This is a genomic window from Amycolatopsis sp. lyj-109, from assembly GCF_046548995.1.
Taxonomy (GTDB): domain Bacteria; phylum Actinomycetota; class Actinomycetes; order Mycobacteriales; family Pseudonocardiaceae; genus Amycolatopsis.
Genome location: NZ_JAJPWR010000012.1, coordinates 132,733 through 154,318 on the forward strand (window position 1 = coordinate 132,733; position 21,586 = coordinate 154,318).

Consider the following 21,586-nt stretch of genomic DNA (forward strand, 5'->3'; position numbering starts at 1 on the left):
GCTGTTTTCGCACCTCCTCCGCGCTCGTTACGCTCCCTGGGCGGTCGTGCCGCGCGGGAAGGAGCGTGGGGTGTCCCAACCCGGGGAGCTGCGCGTGCTGGGGCCGGTCGAAGCGGTGGGCCCGGGCGGGCCCGCGACCCTGCACGGGACGCGGCAGCGAGTCGTGCTCGGGGTACTGGCGCTGCACGCGGGCACCGTGCTGCCGATCCCGCGGCTGGTCGACGTGCTGTGGGGCGAAGACCCGCCGCGCACCGCGGTCAAGACGCTGCACAGCCACGTCGCGCGGCTGCGGCAGGCGCTGGAGGGCTGCGGGTTCCCGGGCGTCCTGGTGACCCGTGAGCCGGGCTACCTGCTGACCGTCCCGCTGGTGGCGGTCGACGCGCACCGCTTCGAGCAGCAGGTCCGCGCGGGCGCCGCGGACCTCGCGGCCGGCGCCACCGAACGGGCGGCCACCACCCTGCGCGCGGCGGTCGCCCTCTGGCGCGGGGACGCCTTCGCCGACGCGGAACTCTCGGGCTGGGGCCGGCGCGAAGTGGACCGGCTGCACGAACTGCGCCTCGGCGCGGTGGAAGACCTCTGGGACGCCGAACTGCGGCTGGGGCACCACGAAGAGGCCGTGCGCGAACTGCCCCGGCTGCTCGCCGCCGCCCCGAGCCGGGAACGGCTGACCGGGCTGCACCTGCTCGCGCTGTACCGCTGCGGGCGGCACACCGACGCCCTCGACGCCTTCCAGCGACTGCGCCGGCGGCTCGCCGACGAACTCGGCGTCGACCCCGGTCCGGAACTGCTGGCCCTGCACACGGCGATCCTGCGGCGGGACCCCGGCCTGGCCCCGCGCCCGGCCACGACCACGACCGGGCCCTCGCAGCTGCCCGCGGGCGTCGGGCACTTCACCGGACGCGAAGCCGAACTCGCGGCGCTCGACGCGGTGCTCGAGGAGCCCGAGCGGCCGGTGGTGGTGCTCTCCGGGGCGGCGGGCATGGGCAAAACGGCGCTGGCGCTGCACTGGGCGCACCGGGTCGCGGCCCACTTCCCGGACGGCCGGCTGTTCCTCGACCTGCGCGGCGAGAACCCGGACGAGCCGCTGCCGGGCGGCCGGGCGTTGACGCACCTGCTGCGCAGTCTCGACGTGCCCGAAGAGAACATCCCGGGCGACCAGGCCGGGCGCGCCGCGCTGTACCGGTCGCTGCTGCACGGGCGCCGGTGCCTGGTCGTGGTGGACAACGTCGCCGGCCTCGAGGACGTCCTGCAGCTGGTCCCGGGCACCGGCCCGGCCCTGCTGGTCGTCACCAGCCGGCAGCACCTCGCCGCGCTGAGCACCCGCCACGCCGTGCGCCCGATCGCCCTGGACGCCTTCGGGCACGCCGAGTCCGTCGCGCTGCTGGACCGGGTGCTGGGCGCCGAGCGGGTGCGGCGCGAGCGAGGACCGGCCGCGCGGGTGGCGCGGCTGTGCGGCGGGATGCCGCTGGCGCTGCGCATCGCGGCCGCCCGGCTGGTCGGCGCGCCGAAGCGATCGATCGCCGAGCTCGCCGCCGAGCTGGCCGGGGCCGGGCGGCTGGAAACCCTGGCCGTGGAAGGGGATTCCCGCACGGTCCAGGCGGTGCTCGCCACCGCCTACCGTCCGCTGGCCGCCGCGCAGGCCCGGTTCTTCCGCCGGGCCGCCCTCGGCCCGGGGGCCACGTTCAGCGCCGCGCTCGGGGCCGCGCTCTGCGAGGTGCCGGGCGCCGACGGCGACCACGTCGCCGCCGGGCTCGCCGCCACGCACCTCGTCACGGCCGCCGGCGCGGGCCGGTTCCGGTTCCACGACCTGATCCGCGAGTTCGCCCGGCAGTGCGCGCGGGCCGACGAGCCACCCGGCGCCCACGCCGAGATCGCCGACCGGCTCGTCGACTGGTACCTGGTGGCCGCGGCGGCGGCGAACCGGGCCATCGACCCGAACCGCGATCTGGTCACCCCGTCACCGCGGTTCGCCGCGCCGGACGTGCCGGTCGGCACCGACCGCCACGCCGCGCTGACCTTCCTCACCGCCGAGCGCGACAACCTGCTGCCCGTCGTGCGGTTCGCCCGCGAGCACGGCCGGGCCGAGGCCGCGTGGCAGCTGACGTACCTGCTGACCAGCTTCTACGACACGGCCGGGCACTGGCACACCCGCGTCGAGCTGTGCCGCGAGGGCGCCGCCGCCGCGACCGGGCTCGGCGACCCGCTGGCCGAGGCGGAGATGCTGCGGGCGCTGGGCGTCGCGTACTTCATGACCCGGCGGCTGCCGGAAGCGCTGGAGACCAACGCGGCCGCGCTGCGGACGGCCCGAGCCGCCGGGGACGTCCAGGGCGAAGGGCACATCCACAACAACACCGCCAACGCCTACGCCGAACTGCGTCGCTTCGACGAGGCCATCGCCGCGCACCGGCTGGCGGTGGACCGCAACGCCGCGGCCGGCAACGACCTCGGGCACGCGCTGTCCCAGCGCAACCTCGGCCACACCTACGTCCGGATGGGCCGGGCCCAGGAGAGCCTGGCACCGCTGACGGCGGCGCTGACGACGTTCCGCGCCCTGGGCAACGCACGGCTGGAAGCCGCCACGCTCGACACGCTCGGCGAGGCGCACCTGCAGCGTGGCGACCACCGGTCGGCGCTGGCGCACCTCGGCAGGGCTCTCGCGGTCAGCCGGATGCTCGGCGACCGCTGGCTGGAGTGGGAGTCGCTGCTCGACACCGGCCGGGTCCACCTGGACCGAAGCGACTTCACCACCGCGTCGAATTTTTTCGGGCAGGCCCTCGACCTCAGCCGCGACGTCGGCGACCGGCACGGTGAGGCGGCCGCGCTGGAGCACCTCGGGCGGGCACGGCTCGGCGCGGGCGACCTCGCCGCCGCACGCGAGCACCTGGAACGCGGGCTGGCCGTACGGGCCACGGTGCCCGACGGCTACGAGCAGGCGCACCTGCACCGCGACCTCGGTGACTTGGAGGCCCGGCTCGGCCGGCCCGCGGACGCGGCCCGGCACTGGGCCACGGCCGCCGCGTTGTACACCCAGGCCAACGCGACGGCCGAGGCCCGCGAGATGGCTAACCGCCGGGCTTGATCGTCACCTCCGTCCGCGCGTTCCCCAGCGTGCCGGCCGACGGGCTGAACAGCTCCAGCACGAACCGGGATTCGGCCTGGCCGGGGTTGCCGTCCAGCAGCTTGACCACGGCACTGCCGCCGGACGCGCCGGACGGGATCGTCACCGTCGCGTCCTTGACCGGCACGTACGCCGGTTCGCCGGTGCCGAGGGGCAGGGTCCGGTAGTGCACGGTGACCGGCGCCTTGGCCGGGCCGCCGCCGAGCTTCACCCCGACTGTGCAGACCTGCCAGCAGATCTTGCCGCCGTCGGTGGAGACCACGATCGGGAAACCCTCGGCGCCGTCGTCGTCGAGGATCCCGCCCGCGGCCAGGTCGTCGGCCAGGACCAGGCCGACCGGATCGGACAGGCGCAGCAGGAACGGCTCGTTCGGTTCCCGGGTGGCGTCCTTGACGACCTGGACGGCGATGGTGCGAGAGCTGGAGTCACCGGTCCAGCTCAGCCGGCCTTCGGCGGGGAGGTAGTCGGCCGGGCTGGTCGCGCCGGGTGAGCTGTCCTCGGTCTTGTACGAGACCGACCCGGTCGGCGCGCACCCCGCGGCCGCCCTGACGGACACGGTGAACTCGAAGGTGGTGTAGGCCGGGCCGGGCTCCCCAGCGGCCGGGGAGCCCTCGTAGAGCGTCCGGTCGGCGATCGACACCGACGCGGGCCCGCAGCCGGCAGGCGCTGCTCCCGCGGGCGCCGCCGTAACCGAGCCGAGCAGGAGCACGCCGACCATGAGCCCCGCTGATCTCATCGAAGTCCCCTTGCGTCCGGGCCCGCGGAGCCGCGCGCCACCCGGCATGCGTACCGCACCCCGGTTGCAGCCGGGTTGTGACCGGGGTCATGAAGGGCACCCTCATGGCTTTCAAGTCCATGAGGGTGCCCTTCATGACATTCGGTTGTCGACGCGCGGGCTACCTCAGCCGGTACCCGCGGATGATCGTCTGGTCGACGGTGTTGCCCGCACCGTCGGTCGCGGTGGCCCGCAGCGACACGAAGGCGGCCCCGGCGGGGTGTCGCAGGCCGGCGAGCCACTCTCCGTCGCCGCGCCGCACCGGCACGGTCTCCCAGGTGCCGCCATCGTCGTAGGACACCCGTACCGTCACCGAGGTGATGCGGGCGTGCTCGTCGGTGTGCTCAACCCGCACCGGAACGAGGAACGGGACACCTCCCGGCGCGCGGTTGTGGTCGTCCAGCCGCGGCGTGAACCGCACCGCCATCATGGGGATGGGCCGCACCTCGGCTCCCGGCACGGTGCCCGAACGGAACGTCCAGTCCGCGGTGACCTTCGTGGACAGCTCGGCCGAGCCGCTCCGCACCGCCTCGCTGTGCAACCGGTACGTGTTCTCCTCGGGTGGCACGTCGAACTCGCTGTAGCCCACCCACGGCTGGGTGCCGATCCGCTCGTCTCCCCGGTACAGCACGGTTTCGGCGGAGGCGGTCACCGACTGTCCATAGTGGCCGGCCGACGGGTCGCTGAACGGCCACAGGTCGAAGTACACCGTGTCGCCGGTCCGGCCCGCCCATTCCGCCGGAGACCCGGGATAGCGTGGGAAAGCCGGCCCCGACACCCCGGTGTTCCAGTGTTCGGCAACGGACTCGCCCCGCCGGAACGTCCGCGGCACGGTCTGCGTGTACCACTCGTACAGCGGCTTTTCCGCGGGCTTGCCGAAGAAGCGCGCCCAGGGCGTGTCGGGGCTGTAGTACTCCTGGAGCGTGAACGGAAGAGGCGCCCGCACCGTGTAGTCGCGTTCGCCGATCTCGCCGCTGCCGCTCGCGGCGTGCGTGGACCGGACGGCGGCGAGGTCGCGATCGGCGAAGCGCCGCACGAGCCCGGCCGGCACGCGGCCCTGCTCTGCCCACCGGAGGTGGTACAGGTACGGGCTGCCGGTGAAGCCGCCCTGCCCGTCGCGCCGGGCGAGCAGACCCTCCGCGGTGAACGTGAACTCGGGCGCGCTCGTGGCCGAGGGCCGCACCCACACCTTGTCGAACGAACCGAAGTCGCGGAAGCCCGTCTCGCCGTGGGGCGTCGTGCGCAGGAACGACTGGATCGTCTCGGAGTCGCCGGCGTCCGGCCGGTCGACCTGCATACCGACCGCTTTGGCGTCCCGCGCGTCGATGACCATCGTGGTGTCCCCGGTGACGGTGATCTCCGGTTCGGCGAACAACGCCCGGATCAGCTCGTTGCCGGCGTTCCGGCCGAGGACGGTGGCGTGGAAGAAGTACCGGCCGGGTGGCAGCCGGACGACGGCCGACCCGGTCCTCACGGAGGCCAGGTACGCCGCGGGCTGGTCGAGGGCGACGAACCGGTAGTCCGCGAGCTGTGCGGTCTTTCCCTGCCAGTCGAGGAAGTCGAGCTTGACGTCGTGGCGCTCGGGCTCCTGCTGGAGGCCGAGCGGGGTGCGGACCACGGTTCCGGCACCGGTGGCGACGACCGTGCCGCCGTAGGTGCCGTCCGGGCCGTCGACCGAGGTGTCCGCGGTCAGCGTCGCGGTGGCCTGCCCGCCCGCGGGAACCTCGAGCGTGCGCGGCGCCACGGTGAACATCCCGGCGGGCGCCGGGTTCCCGGCCCCGTCACGCACCGCCACGGCCAGGTCCAGGGCGACCGGGGTGGTGCCGCTGTTCCGGTAGGTGAGGACCGTCGGGATCGGCTTGTCGTCCCCGTGCGGCCACCGTGCCTCTCCGAGGGAGACGCTCGCCGGGGTGGCCTGCACGGGCTGGCTGACCGCCCTCGCGACGTCGACCCGGCCGGCGCCCTGTTCGTACACCGTCAGCCCGTCGCGGGGCGCGGCACTGCCCATCAGCGCGGACTTCAGCCGCGCCGGGTCCCAGTCCGGGTGCATCCCGGCGAGGATCGCCGCCGCGCCGGCCACGTGCGGTGCCGACATCGACGTGCCGGACAAGGCCGTGTACTCGTCGTCGACGGGCGTCCCGATGCGCCCGTTCTTCGCGCGGGCCGCGACGATGCCCACCCCCGGCGCAGTGATGTCCGGCTTGATGGCGCCGTCGCCGGCGCGCGGGCCACGGCTGGAGAAATCGGCCAGCGCGTCGCTACCGTCCACCGCCCCGACCGTCAACGCGGCGTCCGCGACGCCGGGGCTGCCGACCGACCCGCCGCGCGGACCGCTGTTCCCGGCGGAGACCACGAACAGCGCGCCCGACTGCGCGGTCAGCCGGTTCACCGCCTCCGACAGGACGTCCATGCTCGAGCCCTTGCCGGGGGCCACCGGCCCGCCGAGGCTCATCGCGATAACGTCGGCCCCCTGCGCGGCCGCCCATTCCATGCCCGCGACGACCGAGGACTCGGTGCCGTCGCCGTTGTCGTCGAGCACCTTCCCCACCAGGAGCCGGGTATCGGGAGCGACGCCCCGGAACCGGCCGGCCGAGGCCGCTCCGCTGCCGGTGATGATCGACGCGACGTGCGTGCCGTGGCCGGCCCGGTCGTCGGTGCCGCTGGGACTTCCGGTGAAGTCCCTGGTCCCGGCCACCGCGTCGGCGAGGTCGGGGTGGGTGGTGTCGAGGCCGGTGTCGAGGACGGCGACGGTCGTGCCGCCGCCGGTGTACCCGGCCTGCCAGGCCTGCGGCGCACCGATCTGCGGCACGCTGTGGTCCAGGTCGGCGTGCACCGGACCGTCGAGCGCCACCCGCCGGACACCGGCCGACAGTGTCGTCTCGGTCGTCTCGCCCCCGGCGTCCAGCGCGGCCCACACCGAGGACATCGCGTCCTTGGCCGGGCGGATGGCGGTAGCGCCGATGCTGGGCAGCTCGCGGCCGCCGGCTACGGCCGCGAGCCCGGCACGCATGCCGCCGGTGTGGGTCACCACCAGCGGCAGGTCCCGCCGGGCTTCGTCGTGGTAGCCGGCCTCGACCAGTGCCGAGATGTCGAACAGCCGCGGGTCGAGCTGTCCGCTCGCGACGAGCGCCGCGACGTCGCGAGGTACCACGACGCTGTGGCCGTTCTCGTCGATCCGCTGCTCGAAACCGACGTGCTCGCGGCCCGGCGCGGGTCTTACCCGTACGTCGTCCCGGCCGGTGAGCGTCACCCGGTCGCCGGTCACGAGGGTGACGGTTTTCCCGGGAGGCGGCGCCGGTGCGGCGGCGGCGATGCCGTTCGCGGACGCGGCCGGTGGCGAGACCACGACGGCCAGCGCCGCGACGACGGACAGCGCCGCGCGGCCGAGGCGTCGTCCGATCAGCCACGTCACGAGGTCGCCCCCACCGAGTCGACGACCACCTGGTCGGTGCTGGACCAGGCGATCACGGTCCCGGCCGTCGCGACCATCCTGGTGCCGATCACCCGGGAGGTCACCGGGTCGAGGATGATCTCGTAGCGGAAGCCTTCCGCGTTCCGTCCGATGGCCACGCCGGCGCGGCCGGACAGGTCGACCTGGCCCGGCACCCGCTCGATGCCCGGCAGCAGGGCGATGGCCTGGTACAACGCCGCGCGGGCCGCCGGCGTCAGCAGAGCGTCGGCACGGGCGGCGAAGCCGGCGGCGGTCTTGAAGGTCAGGTAGTCGCTATCGTGCTTGGTGCTCGGGCCCGCGGCGGCCCGGAACACCGCCAGCAGCTGCTCCGGGTCGGTGGGCAGACTCGCCACCCAGGACAGCGTGGGGTGGTCGACGCCCGGTTCCCTCGGCTGGTCGACCGGCAGCTGTTCCTTCGGATTGCCGTTCGGGTTCGGGTACACCTGGGTGTGCGGCTTCGGCAGGGACTTGCCGTTGGCGGCGAGCTTGCGCGCGTCCTCGTCCGTCGACGGGCGTGCGTTGAGGTCGGTCGCCAGCTCCATGCGCACGGTCCGCAGCCCGTCCGCCGCGAACCACGCCTTGGTCTCGTTCTCCGAGACCACCTGGGCCTCGCCGTCCGCGCCCACCGGGATCCCGTTCACGACCTGACCGCGCGTGTGCGAGTACACGAACTGGCCGGGCCGGACCGCCAGCGGCCGGAGGCCACTGGTGTGCGCGGCGAGCGTGATCAGCGCCTCGCGAGCCGGGGTGTCCGCGCCGACGAGCGGGGTGGGGCTGCCGGGACGGGCCGGACCGCCGCTGGCCGGAAGCGCGGTCGAGGGAGCGCCGCCGTCGGTCGGCTGCGCCGCGATGGTGATGCCCAGGCCCGCGACCACCGTGACCGACGCGGCGACGAGCACCACGCGCCCCCGGTAGCGGGGTGCCGGCGGGGCCTGCATCGACCGGAGGGCCTTCGCGCGCATCCTGGCGAGGCTGTCGTTGTCCGGCGGAGGGGTCTCGAGGACGGACCGGAGCAGGGTGATCTCGTGCTCCTCGTCCGGTGCTTGCTGGGTGCTCATGAGGTCATCTCCCGGGAGTCGGACAGGTTGGCATGGGCGGGAAGGACGTCACGCAGCCGTTTCCTGGCCCGGTGCAGTGCGGACCGCACCGTCCCGACCGGAATCCCGAGCGCGGTGGCGATCTCGACGTAGTCCAGGTCCGCCAATGCGAAGAGCAGGAGCACGTCCCGCTGCCGGCGCGGCATCTGTTCGAGCGCCGACGTGATCGACCGCACGTACTCGGCGGCATCGGTACGGTCGACAGCCCGCTGCGCAGGCTCGTCACTCCCGGCAAGAGGCGGCACCACCTTCGCCATGGCGCGATACCGCGCAACCTCCTGCCGCCACCGCCGCCGCAACAGGTTGGTGGCGATCCCGTACAGCCAAGGCAGGGCGTTCACCCGGCCGGCGTCGTACCGATCCCGCTGCTTGAACGCCAGGCAGAACACGTCCGCAACGACGTCCTCCGCCACCCCGGCACCGACCCGGCCGGCACAGTACCGGTGCAGCGCCCCCGCGTACCGATCGAACAACACCCCGAACCGCTCGGCATCCCCGGCCACCAGCTCCGCGTCCGACTCCGGCAACCCGGCCACCGGCGGATCGCTGTCTCCCACAGAACGCAACGATGTCATGCCCCTCTTTGCCACCACCCCCGTTTCAGGTTCCCCAACCCCCGGTCGATCCCGGTCGACGGCGGTGAGCAGGCCGTGTTCGAGGATCGCGGCCGTGGACAGCGTCGGGTAGCCGTGGTCGTCGAAGTAGCCCAGGAGGAACTGGCGGCGGCAGCCGGTCGTCTCGGCGTAGCCGCGCATCATCTCGACGCGCGACCGGATCAGCCGTTGGTGGGCTTCGGCGGCCTCGACAGTTCACCGCCAGCGTGCGCTGGGCCGCCGAGACGTCCACCCGCGGGCCCAGCTCGGCCGGCTGCAGGGCTGCCCTCGATGCCTTCGATCCGGTCGTCTGCAGGGCGATCAGGGGCGACACCACCAGGGCCGGGCCGTCCACAGCGGCGCGGGCACCGGGTAGATCGCGGACTTGCCGGCTCCGGTGGGCAGCACGGCGAGGACGTCGGGTGAAAACCACGCCGGCACACCCACGGTCACCCGATTGCGAACGCGCCGCGCTGGGTATTCCGGCCCGAAATGGACGGGGCGGTGGGACACATGAGTGCCGGAGCCGAAGTCGTGGCGGTGGACGCCGAGCAAGCCCTCATCCTGCGGATCAGCGGAACGCTCGGAGCTGAGACAGCGCAGGCGACACTGGCCGAACTGCTCGACGCGACCGTCACGCTCCCACCACCGCACCTGGTGGTGCTCGACCTGCGCGACGTCGACCACCTCTCCGCCGCCGGAGTCCGGGCGCTCGGCGAATTCGCGGTGCGCCGGGCGCGGGACGGCGTTCACGCGGCGGTCCTGCTCGACCCCGACGCGCTCAACGCCCGCATCCTGCACAGCAGCCTGCCCGCCGGGACCCTGCCCGTGCACGCCAGCGTGGCGGAAGCGCTCGCCGACGCCCCGGCGCCGGGCCGTGAACGGCACCTCGGAGACCAGCTGGCGGCACTCACCCGGATCCTGCTCGACGCCACCAGCGTCAGCCAAGCCCTCCAGCACGTGGTCGCCGCGACGACGGTCGTCGTCCCGCACGCCCGCCTGGTCAGCATCACCCTGCGCGACCCCGGCGGACGCTACTTCACCCCGGTCGAAATCCCCGACATCGCCGCCGACCTCGACGACGTCCAGTACCGCACCGGATCCGGCCCCTGCCTGGACGCCGCCCACCCCGACGGCCCCGCCTACGCCCTCGACCAGGACCTCGCCCAGACCTCCGCCTGGCCGCAGTTCGCCGCCGTCGCCACCGCCCACGGCCTCGGCGCCGTCCTCTCCACCGCTCTGCTGCCCGCACAACGCGCCGGGCTCAGCGGCGCCCTCAACATCTACGCCCACCGCGGCGGCATCACCGAAACCGACCGCCATCGCGCCCTGCTCCTGGCCACCCACGCCTCACTGGCTCTCCAGCACGCCCACGGCACCGAGATCGCCCGACTCGAACGCACCCACCTCCACCGCGCCATCGCCTCCCGCGACGTGATCGGGCAAGCCAAAGGGATCCTGATGGCGCGTCAGGGCATCGACGCCGACGCCGCCTTCCACCTGCTGCGCCGCACCTCCCAGGACCTCAACGTCAAACTGGCCGACATCGCCGCCACCCTCGTCCGCAACCACCCCGCGCCGGCACCCGCCGAAGGCGAGTGACGCCGCAGATCCGACGTCCCGGTTCCCGGTTGAGGGCGGTCGCCCCGGGTATCTCGGCCCGATGACCGAAAACCGAGATCTCGTACCGAAGCCGGGCGTGTCCGTCCGGCAGTTCGCCGACGACCTGCTCCACGCCGCCACGGTGGGCGCCTACGACGACGTGGCCGAGGCACTGGGCGTCCTGGCTTGCGCCGATTCCGCACAGGTCCCCGCGTCTGTCGTCGGCGAACTGGTCGCCCGGTGCACCCGGGCGATCCGCACCCAGCACCGCGCGGACGCCGACATGGTGTTCACCGTCGTCGTGGAGGACGACCATGGGGAGCCGGCCGAAGTGGAGCGGCTGCCGCCCGGGCCGAGATCGGCGCTGCGCGCCCTCCTCGCCGCGCTCAACCACGATGTTCCCAGCCGCGACATCCACGTCGAGCTCGCCACCCGCGGCACCCCGGCGGAGGTCGTCGGGGTCCTCACCCACCTGCTGGTGTGGGTCACGGAACTGTCGGACCCCACCGCGGCGCCGCTCCCCACGCTGAGCTGCTTCGAAGACGCCGGTGGGTGAGCTGCCGACCCTCGCCTGACGTCCGCCTCGAGCACCTCGACGCAGCGGCCGCGACACGCAGGCATAGATCGGCCCGAACGGGGTTACCCTGACCCGGAGAAGACGATGACGAGCCACTCCCCTGGCGTCCGCTGCGGCCGTGTCGTGCGGCCGCGGAAAGGCGAGGGTCATGGCTGAAGTGCAGCTGGAACTGACCCGGCGGGCACGGTCGACGGTGCTCATCCTGACCGGCACCCTCGACCTGCGCTCGCACCTCACCGTGCGCAACGGCCTGCTCAAGGCCGCCACCGAAGCGCCGGACGGCCTGATCGCCGACGTTACCGGCCTCGGCTTCGCCCACGACGCGCAGCTCAGCGTCTTCGCCCTCGTGGCCATGCGGCTGGGTGACTGGCCGGGCATCCCGTTCGCGCTCGTCACCGCGCGACCGGACCAGCACGCGGTGCTCAGCCGGTCGCCGGTGGCCCGCTACGCACGCGTGCACCGGGACGCGGCCGAAGCCGAACGCCGGTTCAGCGACCCGGTGCGGCGGCGAGCGGTCCGCGACTTCCCCCGCGCCGACACGACCCCGGCCCTCGCCCGCGACTTCGTCACCGAAGTGTGCCGAGCGTGGCGCATCCCCGAACTGATCGACGACGCTGTCGTGCTCGTCACCGAACTGGTGGAGAACACCCTGCAGCACACCCGCTCCCGCCCCGAGGTCCGCGTCGACCTGCGCCGGGGCATCTACACGATCGCCGTCGCCGACGACGACCCGCGGCCGGCCGAGCTGCACGAACGCCAGACGGCGACGGAACCCGGACTCGGCCTCGAGCTCGTGGCCCAGTTCGCCCGGGCCTGGGGCTGCAGCCGGTCGTGGGCCGGCGGCAAGGTCGTCTGGGCCACCCTGCTCGTCTCCCGGAACGTCGCCGGAACCACCGCAACCCGTCCCGGGAAAGGGCCTCGATTCCCCTGAAAGGGGATCCAAGTGCTCGGGCTCGGCCACCTGCTGCCCCACGGCGACCAGGACCCGCTTCGAGAACGTTTCCGCCGCCGCTGCCGGAGCGGGCGACGACGTGGCTCGCTCGACCGGATTCGCGGACCGCGTGAGCGCTTCGTCCGGGCGCCGGTTTGCGCCCCACCCGATCGGGTAGTTACCACGGACGGCCTCCACCGGGCCGCAAACCTGATCCCAGGGACGGTGTGTCCACCATGACCAGTGACTTCGCGACGAGCCACCGCGCCGAGCCGAAGGGGTGGTGGTCGTGACCGAGTCCCGCCCGCCCGAGCGTCTCGAGGTGGTGCTTTCGCATCGGGACTCCGGCGGCGTCGTCCTCGTGCTCTACGGCGAACTCGATGCGGGCACGGCCCTCAAACTTGAGCAAGCCGCCGCCCAGCTGTTCGCCGCCGAGTACCCGCCCGAAGTGCTGCTGCTGGACCTGTCCGGGCTGTCCTTCCTGTCCGTGGCCGGGGCACGTGCGGTCCTCGCCGTGCACGAAAGCGCCGGCATGTCGCGCGTACGGGTGGTCACCGGGGACGGGCCGGCCGTGCGGCAATTCCTGCACGCCACCCGGTTCGACGCGGTCCTGGACTGCTACCGCACCCGGGTCGGGGCGATCGCCGCGGGCAGCCGCGCCGAGTTCATCAGCCACGCGAAGACCCTCTGGGACGCCGGCTGAGGCCGGCAGCCGGGGCACCGGTCTTCGTCGTCGCTCGCTTCGCCGACGTCTACCGGCGCACGAGCCCCAACACCCAGAAGCCGGCGCCGCGCGCGACCACGTCGTAGTCGGCGCCGGGGCGAAGGGCCCGCGCGTAGTCGAGTACGGCCGCTTCGGTGCGGCGTGTGTCCTCGAGCGCGAAGTAGGCCGGGATGACGGGGCCGCTGTTGCCGATGAAGAAGACGCGGCATCGGCCGGTGAGCTGCGCGATGGGACCGATGTTGGCTTCGACGGTGGCGTTGTCCGGGATGACGCCGAGTACGTCCGCGGCGATCCGGGCACGGTCGGAGATCTCGTAGGTGGATTGGGTCGTGACCTTGGCGAGCGGGAGGCCGACCGTGAGGGCCATGGCGGCCGCGGCAGCCATGGCGGGCAGGTGGCCGGCGTAGGAGCGCAGCCAGGGACGACCGGAGCCGGCCGAGCGGCGGAGCCCGTCGACCAAAGCCAGGAAGACGATGGGCATGAGAACGGCGTTGTAGTGCCAGCCGGTGCTCCAGTAGTGCTCTTCGAACGAGACGAACCGCCACGTCAGCGTGGGGACCGCCACGAGCAGTACCGGTGACCGCAGGGCGAGCAGCCCGGTGGTCGGGACGAGGATCCACAGCAGCGTCTCGATCCGCTCGCCGATGCCGGCTGCCGGATCGGCGCCGCTGCCCGCCAGCTTCGACCAGAAACCGTAGGTCCCGGTGGGGTTGAAAGCCGGGATGACGACCGTCAAGCAGACGACGGCGGCCACTGTTCCGAAGATCGCAGCTCCCAGTGCAACCACTCTCGTCCGAGCCGGAACGGGCACCTTCGCGCCGGCGACCAGGCCGGCGATCACGGCCAGCGTCAGTCCCAGGTCCTCCTTCACCAGCACCAGCGGCAGGGACCAGGCCAGCGCGGCGCGCCAACGGTGGGACAGCAGCGCTTCGAGCGCCCACGCGATGAGGGGAACGGCGAAGCAGATCTCGTGGAAATCGAAGTCGACCGCGCGCTGCAGGCCCCACGACAGTCCGTAGGCGATGCCCGTCGCCGCGCCGCGGCCCGGTCCCAGGGCGCGCCCGGCGGCACGGGTGACCGGGACGACGGAGGCGGCGAAGAGCGCCGACTGCGCGACCAGCAGGGTCACCGGCGTCGGCGCCAGCCGGTACAGCGGCGCCAGCAGTGCCGTCACCGGGCTGAAGTGATCACCGAAGATGACGAATCCGGCGCCCTTGAGGTCCGCCACGGGCGCGTCGAAATGGGCGTAGGCACGCACGACCTGCTCGAAAATGCCCAGGTCGAAGGACATCGTCCGGAAGTTGAGGTAGCGGCTCACCGACACCACCGTGTAGGCGACGCCGAAGACCGCGGCCAGCAGGTACGGCGTGCGAGCAGCCGATCGGTCGTCCGTCCGGACCGGATCGGGGCCCCGGGCCGTCGTGAGAGCGGTCATCGACGAGTGCCGCCACCGGGCGTCGAGCTGGGTGGCGGAGAAGCCGAGACCGTCGATGTCGCCACGGTCGACGCGCCGATGGCCGGCGACGGCGGTCCGGCCGGCTGGACTCGTTCGTCCCGTGCCGATGCGGCCACCACCGCGATCGCCCCGACGGACACCACCACGGCCGCCACCACCGAGGCGATGGCCCGCCGGCCCCGCCGGCGGGCGGCAAGCCCGCGGATGCGGTCGACACCGACCGGCTCGGCCATGCGGGCGGCGTCCGCGGCCACCCGGCCGAGCAGCTCGCCCACCTGCCGGTCGGCGGGGGAATCGAACCGGTCGTGCTCAGGCATCGCGGTCCTCCAGCATCCCGGCACGATCGCCGAGCAACGGCGCCAAGGCCGCGCGGCCGCGGGACAGCTGCGTCTTGACCGTCCCCGCCGACACACCGGCCTCCGCCGCGACCTGGTCGATCGACAGGTCGAAGACGTAGAACAGCGTCACGATCAGCCGCTGCCGCGGCGGCAGGGTGTGCAACGCCCGCTCGAACGCCACCCCACCGGGCTGCGGCCCACCGGCCACGGCAGGCGCTTGCCGGCCCCACCTCGCCCACGCTTCGGCGGCTCGCCGCCCGCGTCGCCAGCGGCTGATCGCCAGCCGCGTCGCCGTCACCCGCACCCACGCCTCCGGCGTCCTGGCCGGGTCGAGCTTGCCGCGCCTGTCCCAGGCCCGGACGAACGCCTCCTGCACGGCGTCCTGCGCCTCGTGCAGGTCCCCGGTCACCAGGTAGAGCCGGCCGGTCATCGGCCCGGCCCAGCGCCCGTAGAAGGCTTCGAACTCATCGTCGGTCACCGCAACTCGCTCTCGAACTGATCACCGTCACCTCTAGTACGCGTCGAAGGGGCCGGGAGGTTGACAGGGCGTGGCGGATTGCTCCAGCCTTATTGGCGTGATGTCAGTAAGCCCTGCGTGGGACCAGGAGGCCGGGTGCCGGACGAAAGCCCGATTCCGCTGCGCCGCCGGCTCGCCGGGCTGGCGCGATCGATCCGTCCGACGGCCGACGACCTTGCCTGGCACCCCGAGCTGCCCGCGGGTCGCATGCTCGCGCTGCCGGGGCGGGGCAGCGCGTTCACGCGCGACAATCTGCGTACCGGCCCGCAGGGCGACGTGCCGGTACTCCTGCTCCACGGCTGGACGCTGTCCCTGGACACCACCTTCTTCGGCCTCATGCCGAGCCTGGCGCGCCGCTACCCGTTCGCGGGATTCGATCAGCGCGGCCACGGCCGCACCCGTCTCGACGCCCGCACCTTCACCGTCCCGGATCTCGCCGCGGACGCCGTGGCCGTCCTCGACGAGCTGGCCATCGAGAAGGTCGTCGTCTGCGGGTTCTCCCTCGGCGGTCCGGTCGGCCTGCACCTGGCCCTCGCCCATCCGGACCGCGTCGCCGGGCTGGTGCTGTCGGCCACCGCGCTCACCTACACCCAATCCTGGCGTGACCGGCTCTTCTGGTCCATGATCGCGGCGAGCGCACAGCTCCCCCGCTTCGGCGCCGCCACCTCGGTCGCCGCCCGCTACTTCGGAGCCAACCGACGCGTTCCGGAATTCGAATCGCGCTGGCCGTGGCTCCGGCACGAACTCGCCCGGGCCCCGCTGTCCCAGCACCTGGCCACGGGACGCGCGGTGGCCGGCTACGACCTGCGCGGCCGGCTCGGCGTCCTCACCGGCACCCCTGCCGCGGTGGTCATCACCACGGGTGACACCGTCTGCCCGCCACGGTGGCAACGCCAGCTCGCCGGCCAGCTCGGCGCGAACACCATCCCGGTCCCCTTCGACCACGACTTCCCGGTCGCTTGGCCCGGCACCTTCGGCGAAGTGATGCTCCGAGCCATCGACGGGATCCAAGCCGGTCTGCGGTGAAGAACCGGATCACCTGCCCTGGAGGCTCCGCAGCAGCACCCCCTTCGCCCGAGCGTGGGACGAAGCCGACCGCACCGCGCTCGCCTCGGGACGGCCCCTCCGGGCTTCCGCCGGGCCGGTCCGTGGTCGCGACCTTGCCGAGACGCAACGCCGAAGCCCGCGCAGTCAACGGCCTGATCGACGCCGCGGCCACCGAAAACCGCGTGCACGTCGCCGACCTGCGTGGCCCGGCGTGGTGAACCGCCCGGCGGCGACATCCCGGAGTCGAATTCGCTCAGATCTCCACCTTCGCCGTCGCCCGGATAACCGATGACGAATGGAATCAGCACTTCGGCGAGGCCCCTTACCGGGTCGCCATGCTGGTATTGCTGGTGCCGATTCCGGTTCTCCGGCACTTTCCGTCGACGTTTTCCGCAGACCACAACTTCGTCGCGATACGTCTCTTTAATGTCGCGAAAAATCGCGCCGGAAACCATGGGCCGCGAACTCACGCGGTGCTAGCGTTCCCCCGAGCGGACAACAGGGAGTGGCGTGAGCGAGAGCCGGGTCCGGAACGAGGTCACGGGCGATATTTCGGGCAACACCGTGCAGGCGGGACGCATCGACACGGTGATCATGCGGTCGCCTGACGCGGCGCTCGCCGGATTCGTCCCTCCGCCCTACCGCGTGCCCGCCCGCGAACCCTTCTTCGACTGGTTGTCGGGCGGCGCCGAGAAGCGAGTGAGCCGGGCCGTGGACCGCGTGGCCGTGCTGTTCCCCGCCGAGGCGCCCGCCCCGGCCGACTGGGACCGCGCCACCCGGGCGTACCGCCGGGCGCTGCGGCTGGCGCTGCGTGCCGAGCCCGCCCGGGCCGTCGAGGTCTTCGGCGCGCACGACCACCGCATCCCGCCCGAGCGCTACCCGCTGAGCCCCGCCGACCGGCCGTGGCTGGCTGCTCTGACCTGGCGGGCGGACCGCCACGTGCTCGCCGTCGTGTTCGATGTCGCCTCGCGGCTGGACCTGCCGGAACTGCAGGCCGTGGCCCGCGACCGGATGGTGAAGCTGCTGGCGGAGCTGGCCGACGCCGACCTCGCGATCCGGCACCTCCTGCGCTGGCGGAAACGGCGGGTGCTCACCCGGGACGTGGTGGCCACCGTCGTGACCCAGCACACGGCCCGCAGACCGCTGGAACGCGACACCGAGCTGTGGCAGCGCTTCTTCGCGGACCTCACCGAGGCACTGCGGCCGGACGTCCTCGACGTCCACTGCTTCCTGGGGCACGGCGCCGACGCGGTCCGGCTGGCGAAGTCCGACGCCGAGGTGCGCCGGGCCCTCGCCTGCTGCCTGCGATCGCCGGTGGCCGAGGACGTCGGCGCCGGCCTCGAACTGGCTCGGCTCCGCCAGCTCACCGAGCTGACCGACGCGCTGGCAGAGCGCTACGGCAGCCTGCTCACCGACGCCGGCCGGTTCGCCGAGGCGCTGCCTGTCTACCAGGACATCGGCCGCCTGGACCAGGTGAGCCGGTGCCACGAGGAACTCCACCGGTTCTTCGACGCCCTCGCCACCTGCCCGGCCGACCGCCCCGACCGGCTGGCCGCACTGGCCGACCGGAGCCTCCCCGAGGTCGACGACCTCGTGGAACAGCAGGACTTCGCCGGTGCGGCCGGCCGTCTCCAGGACGTGCTGGCCAATCTGGACCGTGCCGGGATGCCGACCGCAGCCGTGCTGGAACGCCGTCAGCGAGCGGAACGGTTGCGCGCGGACCTCCTCGCAGCCACCCGGCTCCACTTCGGCGCGCTGATCCGGCAGACGGCGAGCGACGGCGGCGCCCGCCAGGACGCCTACCGAACCTGGAGCCGGTTCGAAGAAGCCGCCGGCGAACTCGCCCTCGCGGCGTGGCGCGCCGAAGAAGGGCGCGAGTTCTTCCGCGCCAACCAGCTGTTCAACCGGACGGGACAGTTCGGCGAAGCGGCGCGGGTGCTGCAGGGCGACGACTCCCCGGAGGCGCTGGACGCGCGCGCAGCCTCCTACGAGGCAGGCGGCGACTTCGCCGGCGCGGCCCGGCTGCGGCAGCACATCGGGCAGCCCGACCAGGCGGTCGCGCTGTACCTGCGCGCCGGTGACTTCGCCGGAGCAGCACACGGCTTGGCCGGCTGGCTCGGCGCGGAAGCGGCGGAGGACCCGCGGCTGGCCGAGTGCCTGCGCCGGACCGGCGAATACGACAAACTCGTCCAGCACTGCTTCACGGCGATCGAAGCCCGTGGCGAGCGGTCCCAAGCCGTCGCGGTCCTGCGCGGGCTCGCCGAGGACGGGCTCGTGCCACCGCACCTGACCGCCGACGTGGCGAGGCGGCTGGAGGAACTGGGCGCGGAGGACCTGCGCCGGTTCCAGGAACGGGCGCAGGCGTGGGTGACGCGGGCTCGCGCGGACGTCGACCGCCGGTACAGCGAGATCTGGGGCTTCGACCTGGGCACGACCACGTCCGCCGCGGCGATCTACGACCGGGAGACGCGGCAGCCGGTGTTCTGCCCGTGGAAGGGGCATCTCCAGTTCGCTTCGACGCTGAGTCTCGACCGGCAGGGCACCGAACTGGTGGGCCTGACGGGCGAGGAGATCCTGGCGCCCTGGCTGGCCGGGCACATCGATGCCGCCAAGCGGCGGATGGGCAGCTCCACCAGGTTCAAGATCCGGGATCGCACCTATCGCCCGGAGGAGGTCGCCGCCCGGATGATCCGGCACGCCCGAGCTCTGGTCGAGACGTTCCTGGCCGAGCAGGTCCGGGAGCGCGTCGGGGAGCTGGCGGCCGCCGAACTCGGTCACGTGCGAGCCGAGTGGCTGTCCTGGGCCGAGCGGAACCACGCCCTGCGGATCGACCGGCCGCGGGTGGTCGTCACGGTTCCCGCGTACTTCACCAACAACCAGAATTCTGCCACCCGGTCGGCGTGCGAGATCGCCGAAGTCGAGCTGGTACGCCTGGTGCACGAACCGACCGCGGCGTGCATCGCGGCCGCGTACGAACGGAAGCTCGACGAAGCTGTCGCTGTGGTCGACCTCGGCGCCGGCACGCTCGACCTGAGCCTGCTGGAAGTGGGCGAAGGCGTTTACGACGTCCGGGACGTCGGTGGTGACACCCGGTTCGGGGGCAAGGACTTCGACACCGCCATCACGGACGCGCTGGCAGCGCGGCTCGAGCAGCGGGGCATCCGAATTCCGGCATCGGGCTCACTGCGCCGACGGCTGGAGATCGCCGCGGAGAGCCTGAAGGTCGCCCTCTCGGCGCAGGACCGAGCCTCCAGCACGCTGCTCGGCTTCGGCTCACACGGTCACGTCCACCTGGAGCTGACCCGCACCGAGCTGGCGGAGGTGCTGGCCGCTCAGCTGGCGACGCTGCGCCGGGTGACCGCGGAATTCCTGGAGTCCGCGCCGGAGCGCCCGGACCTGGTCGTGCTGGTCGGCAGGCCGATGCTGTCCCCGCTGGTCCGCCAGACCGTGGAGCAGGTCTTCGCCGCGAAGCGAGTCGTCGTGACGGATCCGCGGACCGCGGTGGCCGGCGGTGCCGCGCTCCTGGGCGCGATGCGCAGCGGAGCGCTGACCAAATTCGTGCTCCTCGACATCACCCCGCTCGCCCTCGGCATCCAGATCACCGACGAGAACGAGCGGACGGTGTTCTCCGAACTGGTCGGGCGGGCCACCACGATCCCGACCCGCCGCTCCGAGATCTACACCACCCACCGGGACAACCAGACCGAAGTGCGCATCCAGATCTTCAACGGCGCCGTCGACCGGGAGTCGAAGATCGGCGAGTTCGTGCTCACCGGAATCCGGCCCGCCCCCAAGGGACAGCCCCAGATCGAGGTCACCTTCGACATCGATGCCGACTGCGTGCTCGAGGTGACCGCGCGCGACCTGGAGACGAAGCAGGCCAACGGGATCCGGGTGGCGGACACCACCCTGCTGTCGCCCGGGGAGGTCGGCGACCTGACCCGTCGTTACGAACAGCAGCGCCGACGCGAGCAGCAGCGCTCCGAGCTGGTCGAGCTGCAGACGCAGCTTCGGGAACTCGCCACCGCGATCGCCGAAGACACCACCGAGGGGGCTTGGCGGGAGTTCCGGCAGCGGCAGGCCACCCATCGGCCGCCCGCCACCGCGCTGACCGCCGAAACCCGGCAGGCACTGGTCGAGATGTTCAACGACGACGTCCAGACCGAGCTCGACCTGGCGTCCACGCGGACGGCGGCGATCGCGGCCGTCGCCGAGGCGGATGCCTGCGCCGCGCGGCCGGCACCCGCCGACGACGACCTCGAAGCCGCGGTCGCCGAGGCCGCGCACTTGCTCGAGACCACGCGGGCCCGAGCCGGGCGGTTGCGTGAGCTGGCCGCGAAGATCGCCCGTTGGAGCGCCGTGCTCACCCGGCTGGCGCTGAGCGAGCCCGATCCGCTGCGCCGCTTCCGCAACCACCACGCGACCGGGTCGTACCGGGAGGCACTCGACGCGCTGGACGAGCTGCCCGAACCGCCGGACGACCCGGCCGACGTCCGGCGGCACGAGGATTGCCTCGCGCACATCGGTGACGCCCAGGGTTACCGCACACTGCGGCGCCGGGCGGGCGCGAAGCGACCGACGGGACTGCCGGCGGGACTGGTCGAAATCTCGCCCGCCGGAACGGGTTTCCTGATCGGCGAGCGGCTCGTCGTCGCGAACCGGCCCCGACCGGACGGCGACGCGCCGATCCTCGTCACGGCGGGAAACGTGCGCAGCGAGGTCGAGCACGTCCACACGGCGGCCCAGCCCGGCCACGACGTCGTGGTGCTGGAGCTGACCCGGCCGCTGGGTGTGCCCCCGCTGCCCCTCGGTCGCCCGGAGCTCGTCCGGATCGGCGACCAGCTCTGGCTGCCCGGCCCGGCGGAAGGCGGCAGCCGCACCCTGCTGACCGGGGTGGTCAACAGGTTCGAGTCGACCGAGCAGGGCCACCGCCTGTTCCGGACGAGCCTGGCCCTCCCGGGCGACTGCGCCGGCGCCCCGGCCCTGGACGAACTCGGCGAGGTGACCGGAGTAGCCGTTCCCGGCGACGGCGGCCGGATACTCGGCCTCGCCGCCCTGGACGCGCTCCTCCGGGACGCGGGAGTCGAACGAAACGCCTGACCGGTCATCGGGAACCGCTTCCGTGCGCTTGTTCCGCCGGAAGATCACCCCGACGACGCAACCTCAAAGGGTGAAAGGTATCCGGCGGCCATTCAAGGCGCGTAAACGATCGCAACGACTGATCGACAAATGGGATTGCACCCCATGGTCTGAATGGCGCAATTTGTCACGAATTTCCCTTGATCCGGAAACAGCTGGGCCAGCTCCGGCGACCTTCGGCCATGGGATGCTCCTCGGTTCGGTAAACCGTGGTAATCGGA

At 72.9% G+C, this 21,586-nt stretch carries 14 protein-coding genes and 1 pseudogene; 7 read left to right on the forward strand and 8 right to left on the reverse strand.

The window, feature by feature from the left end:
• Positions 1–94: 94 nt before the first annotated feature.
• Complete coding sequence (locus tag ACLJQF_RS26360; RefSeq protein ID WP_410612777.1) at positions 95–3,079, forward strand: BTAD domain-containing putative transcriptional regulator; 2,985 nt, start codon at positions 95–97, stop codon at positions 3,077–3,079.
• Here ACLJQF_RS26360 and ACLJQF_RS26365 read toward each other — a convergent pair.
• The 5 genes and pseudogenes from ACLJQF_RS26365 to ACLJQF_RS26385 form a co-directional block, all read right to left on the reverse strand.
• Complete coding sequence (locus tag ACLJQF_RS26365) at positions 3,063–3,854, reverse strand: Calx-beta domain-containing protein (protein WP_410612452.1); 792 nt, start codon at positions 3,852–3,854, stop codon at positions 3,063–3,065. The two genes, ACLJQF_RS26360 and ACLJQF_RS26365, sit on opposite strands and share 17 nt — an antisense overlap.
• Positions 3,855–4,014: 160 nt before the next feature.
• Positions 4,015–7,305 carry a S8 family peptidase gene (locus ACLJQF_RS26370; RefSeq protein ID WP_410612454.1) on the reverse strand — a complete coding sequence of 1,097 codons (3,291 nt, stop codon included), beginning with the start codon at positions 7,303–7,305 and terminating at the stop codon, positions 4,015–4,017.
• Positions 7,302–8,402 carry a CU044_5270 family protein gene (locus tag ACLJQF_RS26375; protein ID WP_410612455.1) on the reverse strand — a complete coding sequence of 367 codons (1,101 nt, stop codon included), beginning with the start codon at positions 8,400–8,402 and terminating at the stop codon, positions 7,302–7,304. The genes ACLJQF_RS26370 and ACLJQF_RS26375 overlap by 4 nt, the downstream gene beginning before the upstream one ends.
• Positions 8,399–9,016, reverse strand: coding sequence for an RNA polymerase sigma factor (locus ACLJQF_RS26380; protein ID WP_410612779.1), 618 nt, complete (start codon positions 9,014–9,016; stop codon positions 8,399–8,401). The genes ACLJQF_RS26375 and ACLJQF_RS26380 overlap by 4 nt, the downstream gene beginning before the upstream one ends.
• Positions 9,017–9,142: 126 nt before the next feature.
• A pseudogene (locus tag ACLJQF_RS26385) lies at positions 9,143–9,229 on the reverse strand (hypothetical protein); the annotation flags it as partial.
• Between the two features lie 318 nt (positions 9,230–9,547).
• Between ACLJQF_RS26385 and ACLJQF_RS26390 the strand changes: the two are divergent.
• The 4 genes from ACLJQF_RS26390 (at position 9,548) to ACLJQF_RS26405 (ending at position 12,847) form a co-directional block, all read left to right on the forward strand.
• A complete protein-coding gene (locus ACLJQF_RS26390; RefSeq protein WP_410612456.1) occupies positions 9,548–10,636 on the forward strand; it encodes an ANTAR domain-containing protein in 1,089 nt (362 codons plus the stop codon).
• A 61-nt stretch (positions 10,637–10,697) separates the two neighbouring features.
• Positions 10,698–11,192, forward strand: coding sequence for a hypothetical protein (locus tag ACLJQF_RS26395; RefSeq protein ID WP_410612457.1), 495 nt, complete (start codon positions 10,698–10,700; stop codon positions 11,190–11,192).
• A 169-nt stretch (positions 11,193–11,361) separates the two neighbouring features.
• Positions 11,362–12,144: an ATP-binding protein gene (locus tag ACLJQF_RS26400; protein ID WP_410612459.1), complete on the forward strand. Its 783-nt coding sequence runs from the start codon at positions 11,362–11,364 to the stop codon at positions 12,142–12,144.
• Positions 12,145–12,433: 289 nt separating this feature from the next.
• Positions 12,434–12,847 carry an STAS domain-containing protein gene (locus ACLJQF_RS26405; RefSeq protein ID WP_410612461.1) on the forward strand — a complete coding sequence of 138 codons (414 nt, stop codon included), beginning with the start codon at positions 12,434–12,436 and terminating at the stop codon, positions 12,845–12,847.
• Between the two features lie 49 nt (positions 12,848–12,896).
• Here the strand turns inward: ACLJQF_RS26405 and ACLJQF_RS26410 are convergent, their stop codons facing one another.
• Genes ACLJQF_RS26410 through ACLJQF_RS26420 form a run of 3 tightly spaced genes read right to left on the reverse strand, consistent with a single transcriptional unit; the run spans position 12,897 to position 15,140 of the window.
• Positions 12,897–14,303, reverse strand: a complete 1,407-nt coding sequence (locus ACLJQF_RS26410; RefSeq protein WP_410612462.1) for a DUF2079 domain-containing protein — start codon at positions 14,301–14,303, stop codon at positions 12,897–12,899.
• The gene (locus ACLJQF_RS26415) at positions 14,300–14,641 is read right to left on the reverse strand and encodes a hypothetical protein (protein WP_410612464.1); all 342 of its coding nucleotides are present in this window, start codon (positions 14,639–14,641) and stop codon (positions 14,300–14,302) included. Before ACLJQF_RS26415 ends, ACLJQF_RS26410 begins: the two co-directional genes overlap by 4 nt.
• Positions 14,634–15,140 (reverse strand): RNA polymerase sigma factor, encoded by a 507-nt coding sequence (locus ACLJQF_RS26420; protein ID WP_410612466.1) that lies wholly within the window; start codon positions 15,138–15,140, stop codon positions 14,634–14,636. The genes ACLJQF_RS26415 and ACLJQF_RS26420 overlap by 8 nt, the downstream gene beginning before the upstream one ends.
• A gap of 135 nt (positions 15,141–15,275) precedes the next feature.
• Between ACLJQF_RS26420 and ACLJQF_RS26425 the strand changes: the two genes are divergently transcribed.
• Both ACLJQF_RS26425 and ACLJQF_RS26430 read left to right on the forward strand, forming a co-directional pair.
• Positions 15,276–16,205, forward strand: coding sequence for an alpha/beta fold hydrolase (locus ACLJQF_RS26425; protein ID WP_410612468.1), 930 nt, complete (start codon positions 15,276–15,278; stop codon positions 16,203–16,205).
• Between the two features lie 531 nt (positions 16,206–16,736).
• Positions 16,737–21,326 (forward strand): Hsp70 family protein, encoded by a 4,590-nt coding sequence (locus ACLJQF_RS26430; protein WP_410612470.1) that lies wholly within the window; start codon positions 16,737–16,739, stop codon positions 21,324–21,326.
• The last annotated feature ends 260 nt before the right edge of the window (positions 21,327–21,586 follow it).

Excerpts from the sequence above, each read along its gene's own strand:
- ACLJQF_RS26410 (WP_410612462.1), bottom strand. The coding sequence starts at position 14,303 with ATGACCGCTCTCACGACGGCCCGGGGCCCCGATCCGGTCCGGACGGAC.
- ACLJQF_RS26365 (WP_410612452.1), bottom strand. The coding sequence starts at position 3,854 with ATGAGATCAGCGGGGCTCATGGTCGGCGTGCTCCTGCTCGGCTCGGTT.
- ACLJQF_RS26415 (WP_410612464.1), bottom strand. The coding sequence starts at position 14,641 with ATGCCTGAGCACGACCGGTTCGATTCCCCCGCCGACCGGCAGGTGGGC.
- ACLJQF_RS26400 (WP_410612459.1), top strand. The coding sequence starts at position 11,362 with ATGGCTGAAGTGCAGCTGGAACTGACCCGGCGGGCACGGTCGACGGTG.
- ACLJQF_RS26395 (WP_410612457.1), top strand. The coding sequence starts at position 10,698 with ATGACCGAAAACCGAGATCTCGTACCGAAGCCGGGCGTGTCCGTCCGG.
- ACLJQF_RS26390 (WP_410612456.1), top strand. The coding sequence starts at position 9,548 with ATGAGTGCCGGAGCCGAAGTCGTGGCGGTGGACGCCGAGCAAGCCCTC.
- ACLJQF_RS26380 (WP_410612779.1), bottom strand. The coding sequence starts at position 9,016 with ATGACATCGTTGCGTTCTGTGGGAGACAGCGATCCGCCGGTGGCCGGG.
- ACLJQF_RS26375 (WP_410612455.1), bottom strand. The coding sequence starts at position 8,402 with ATGAGCACCCAGCAAGCACCGGACGAGGAGCACGAGATCACCCTGCTC.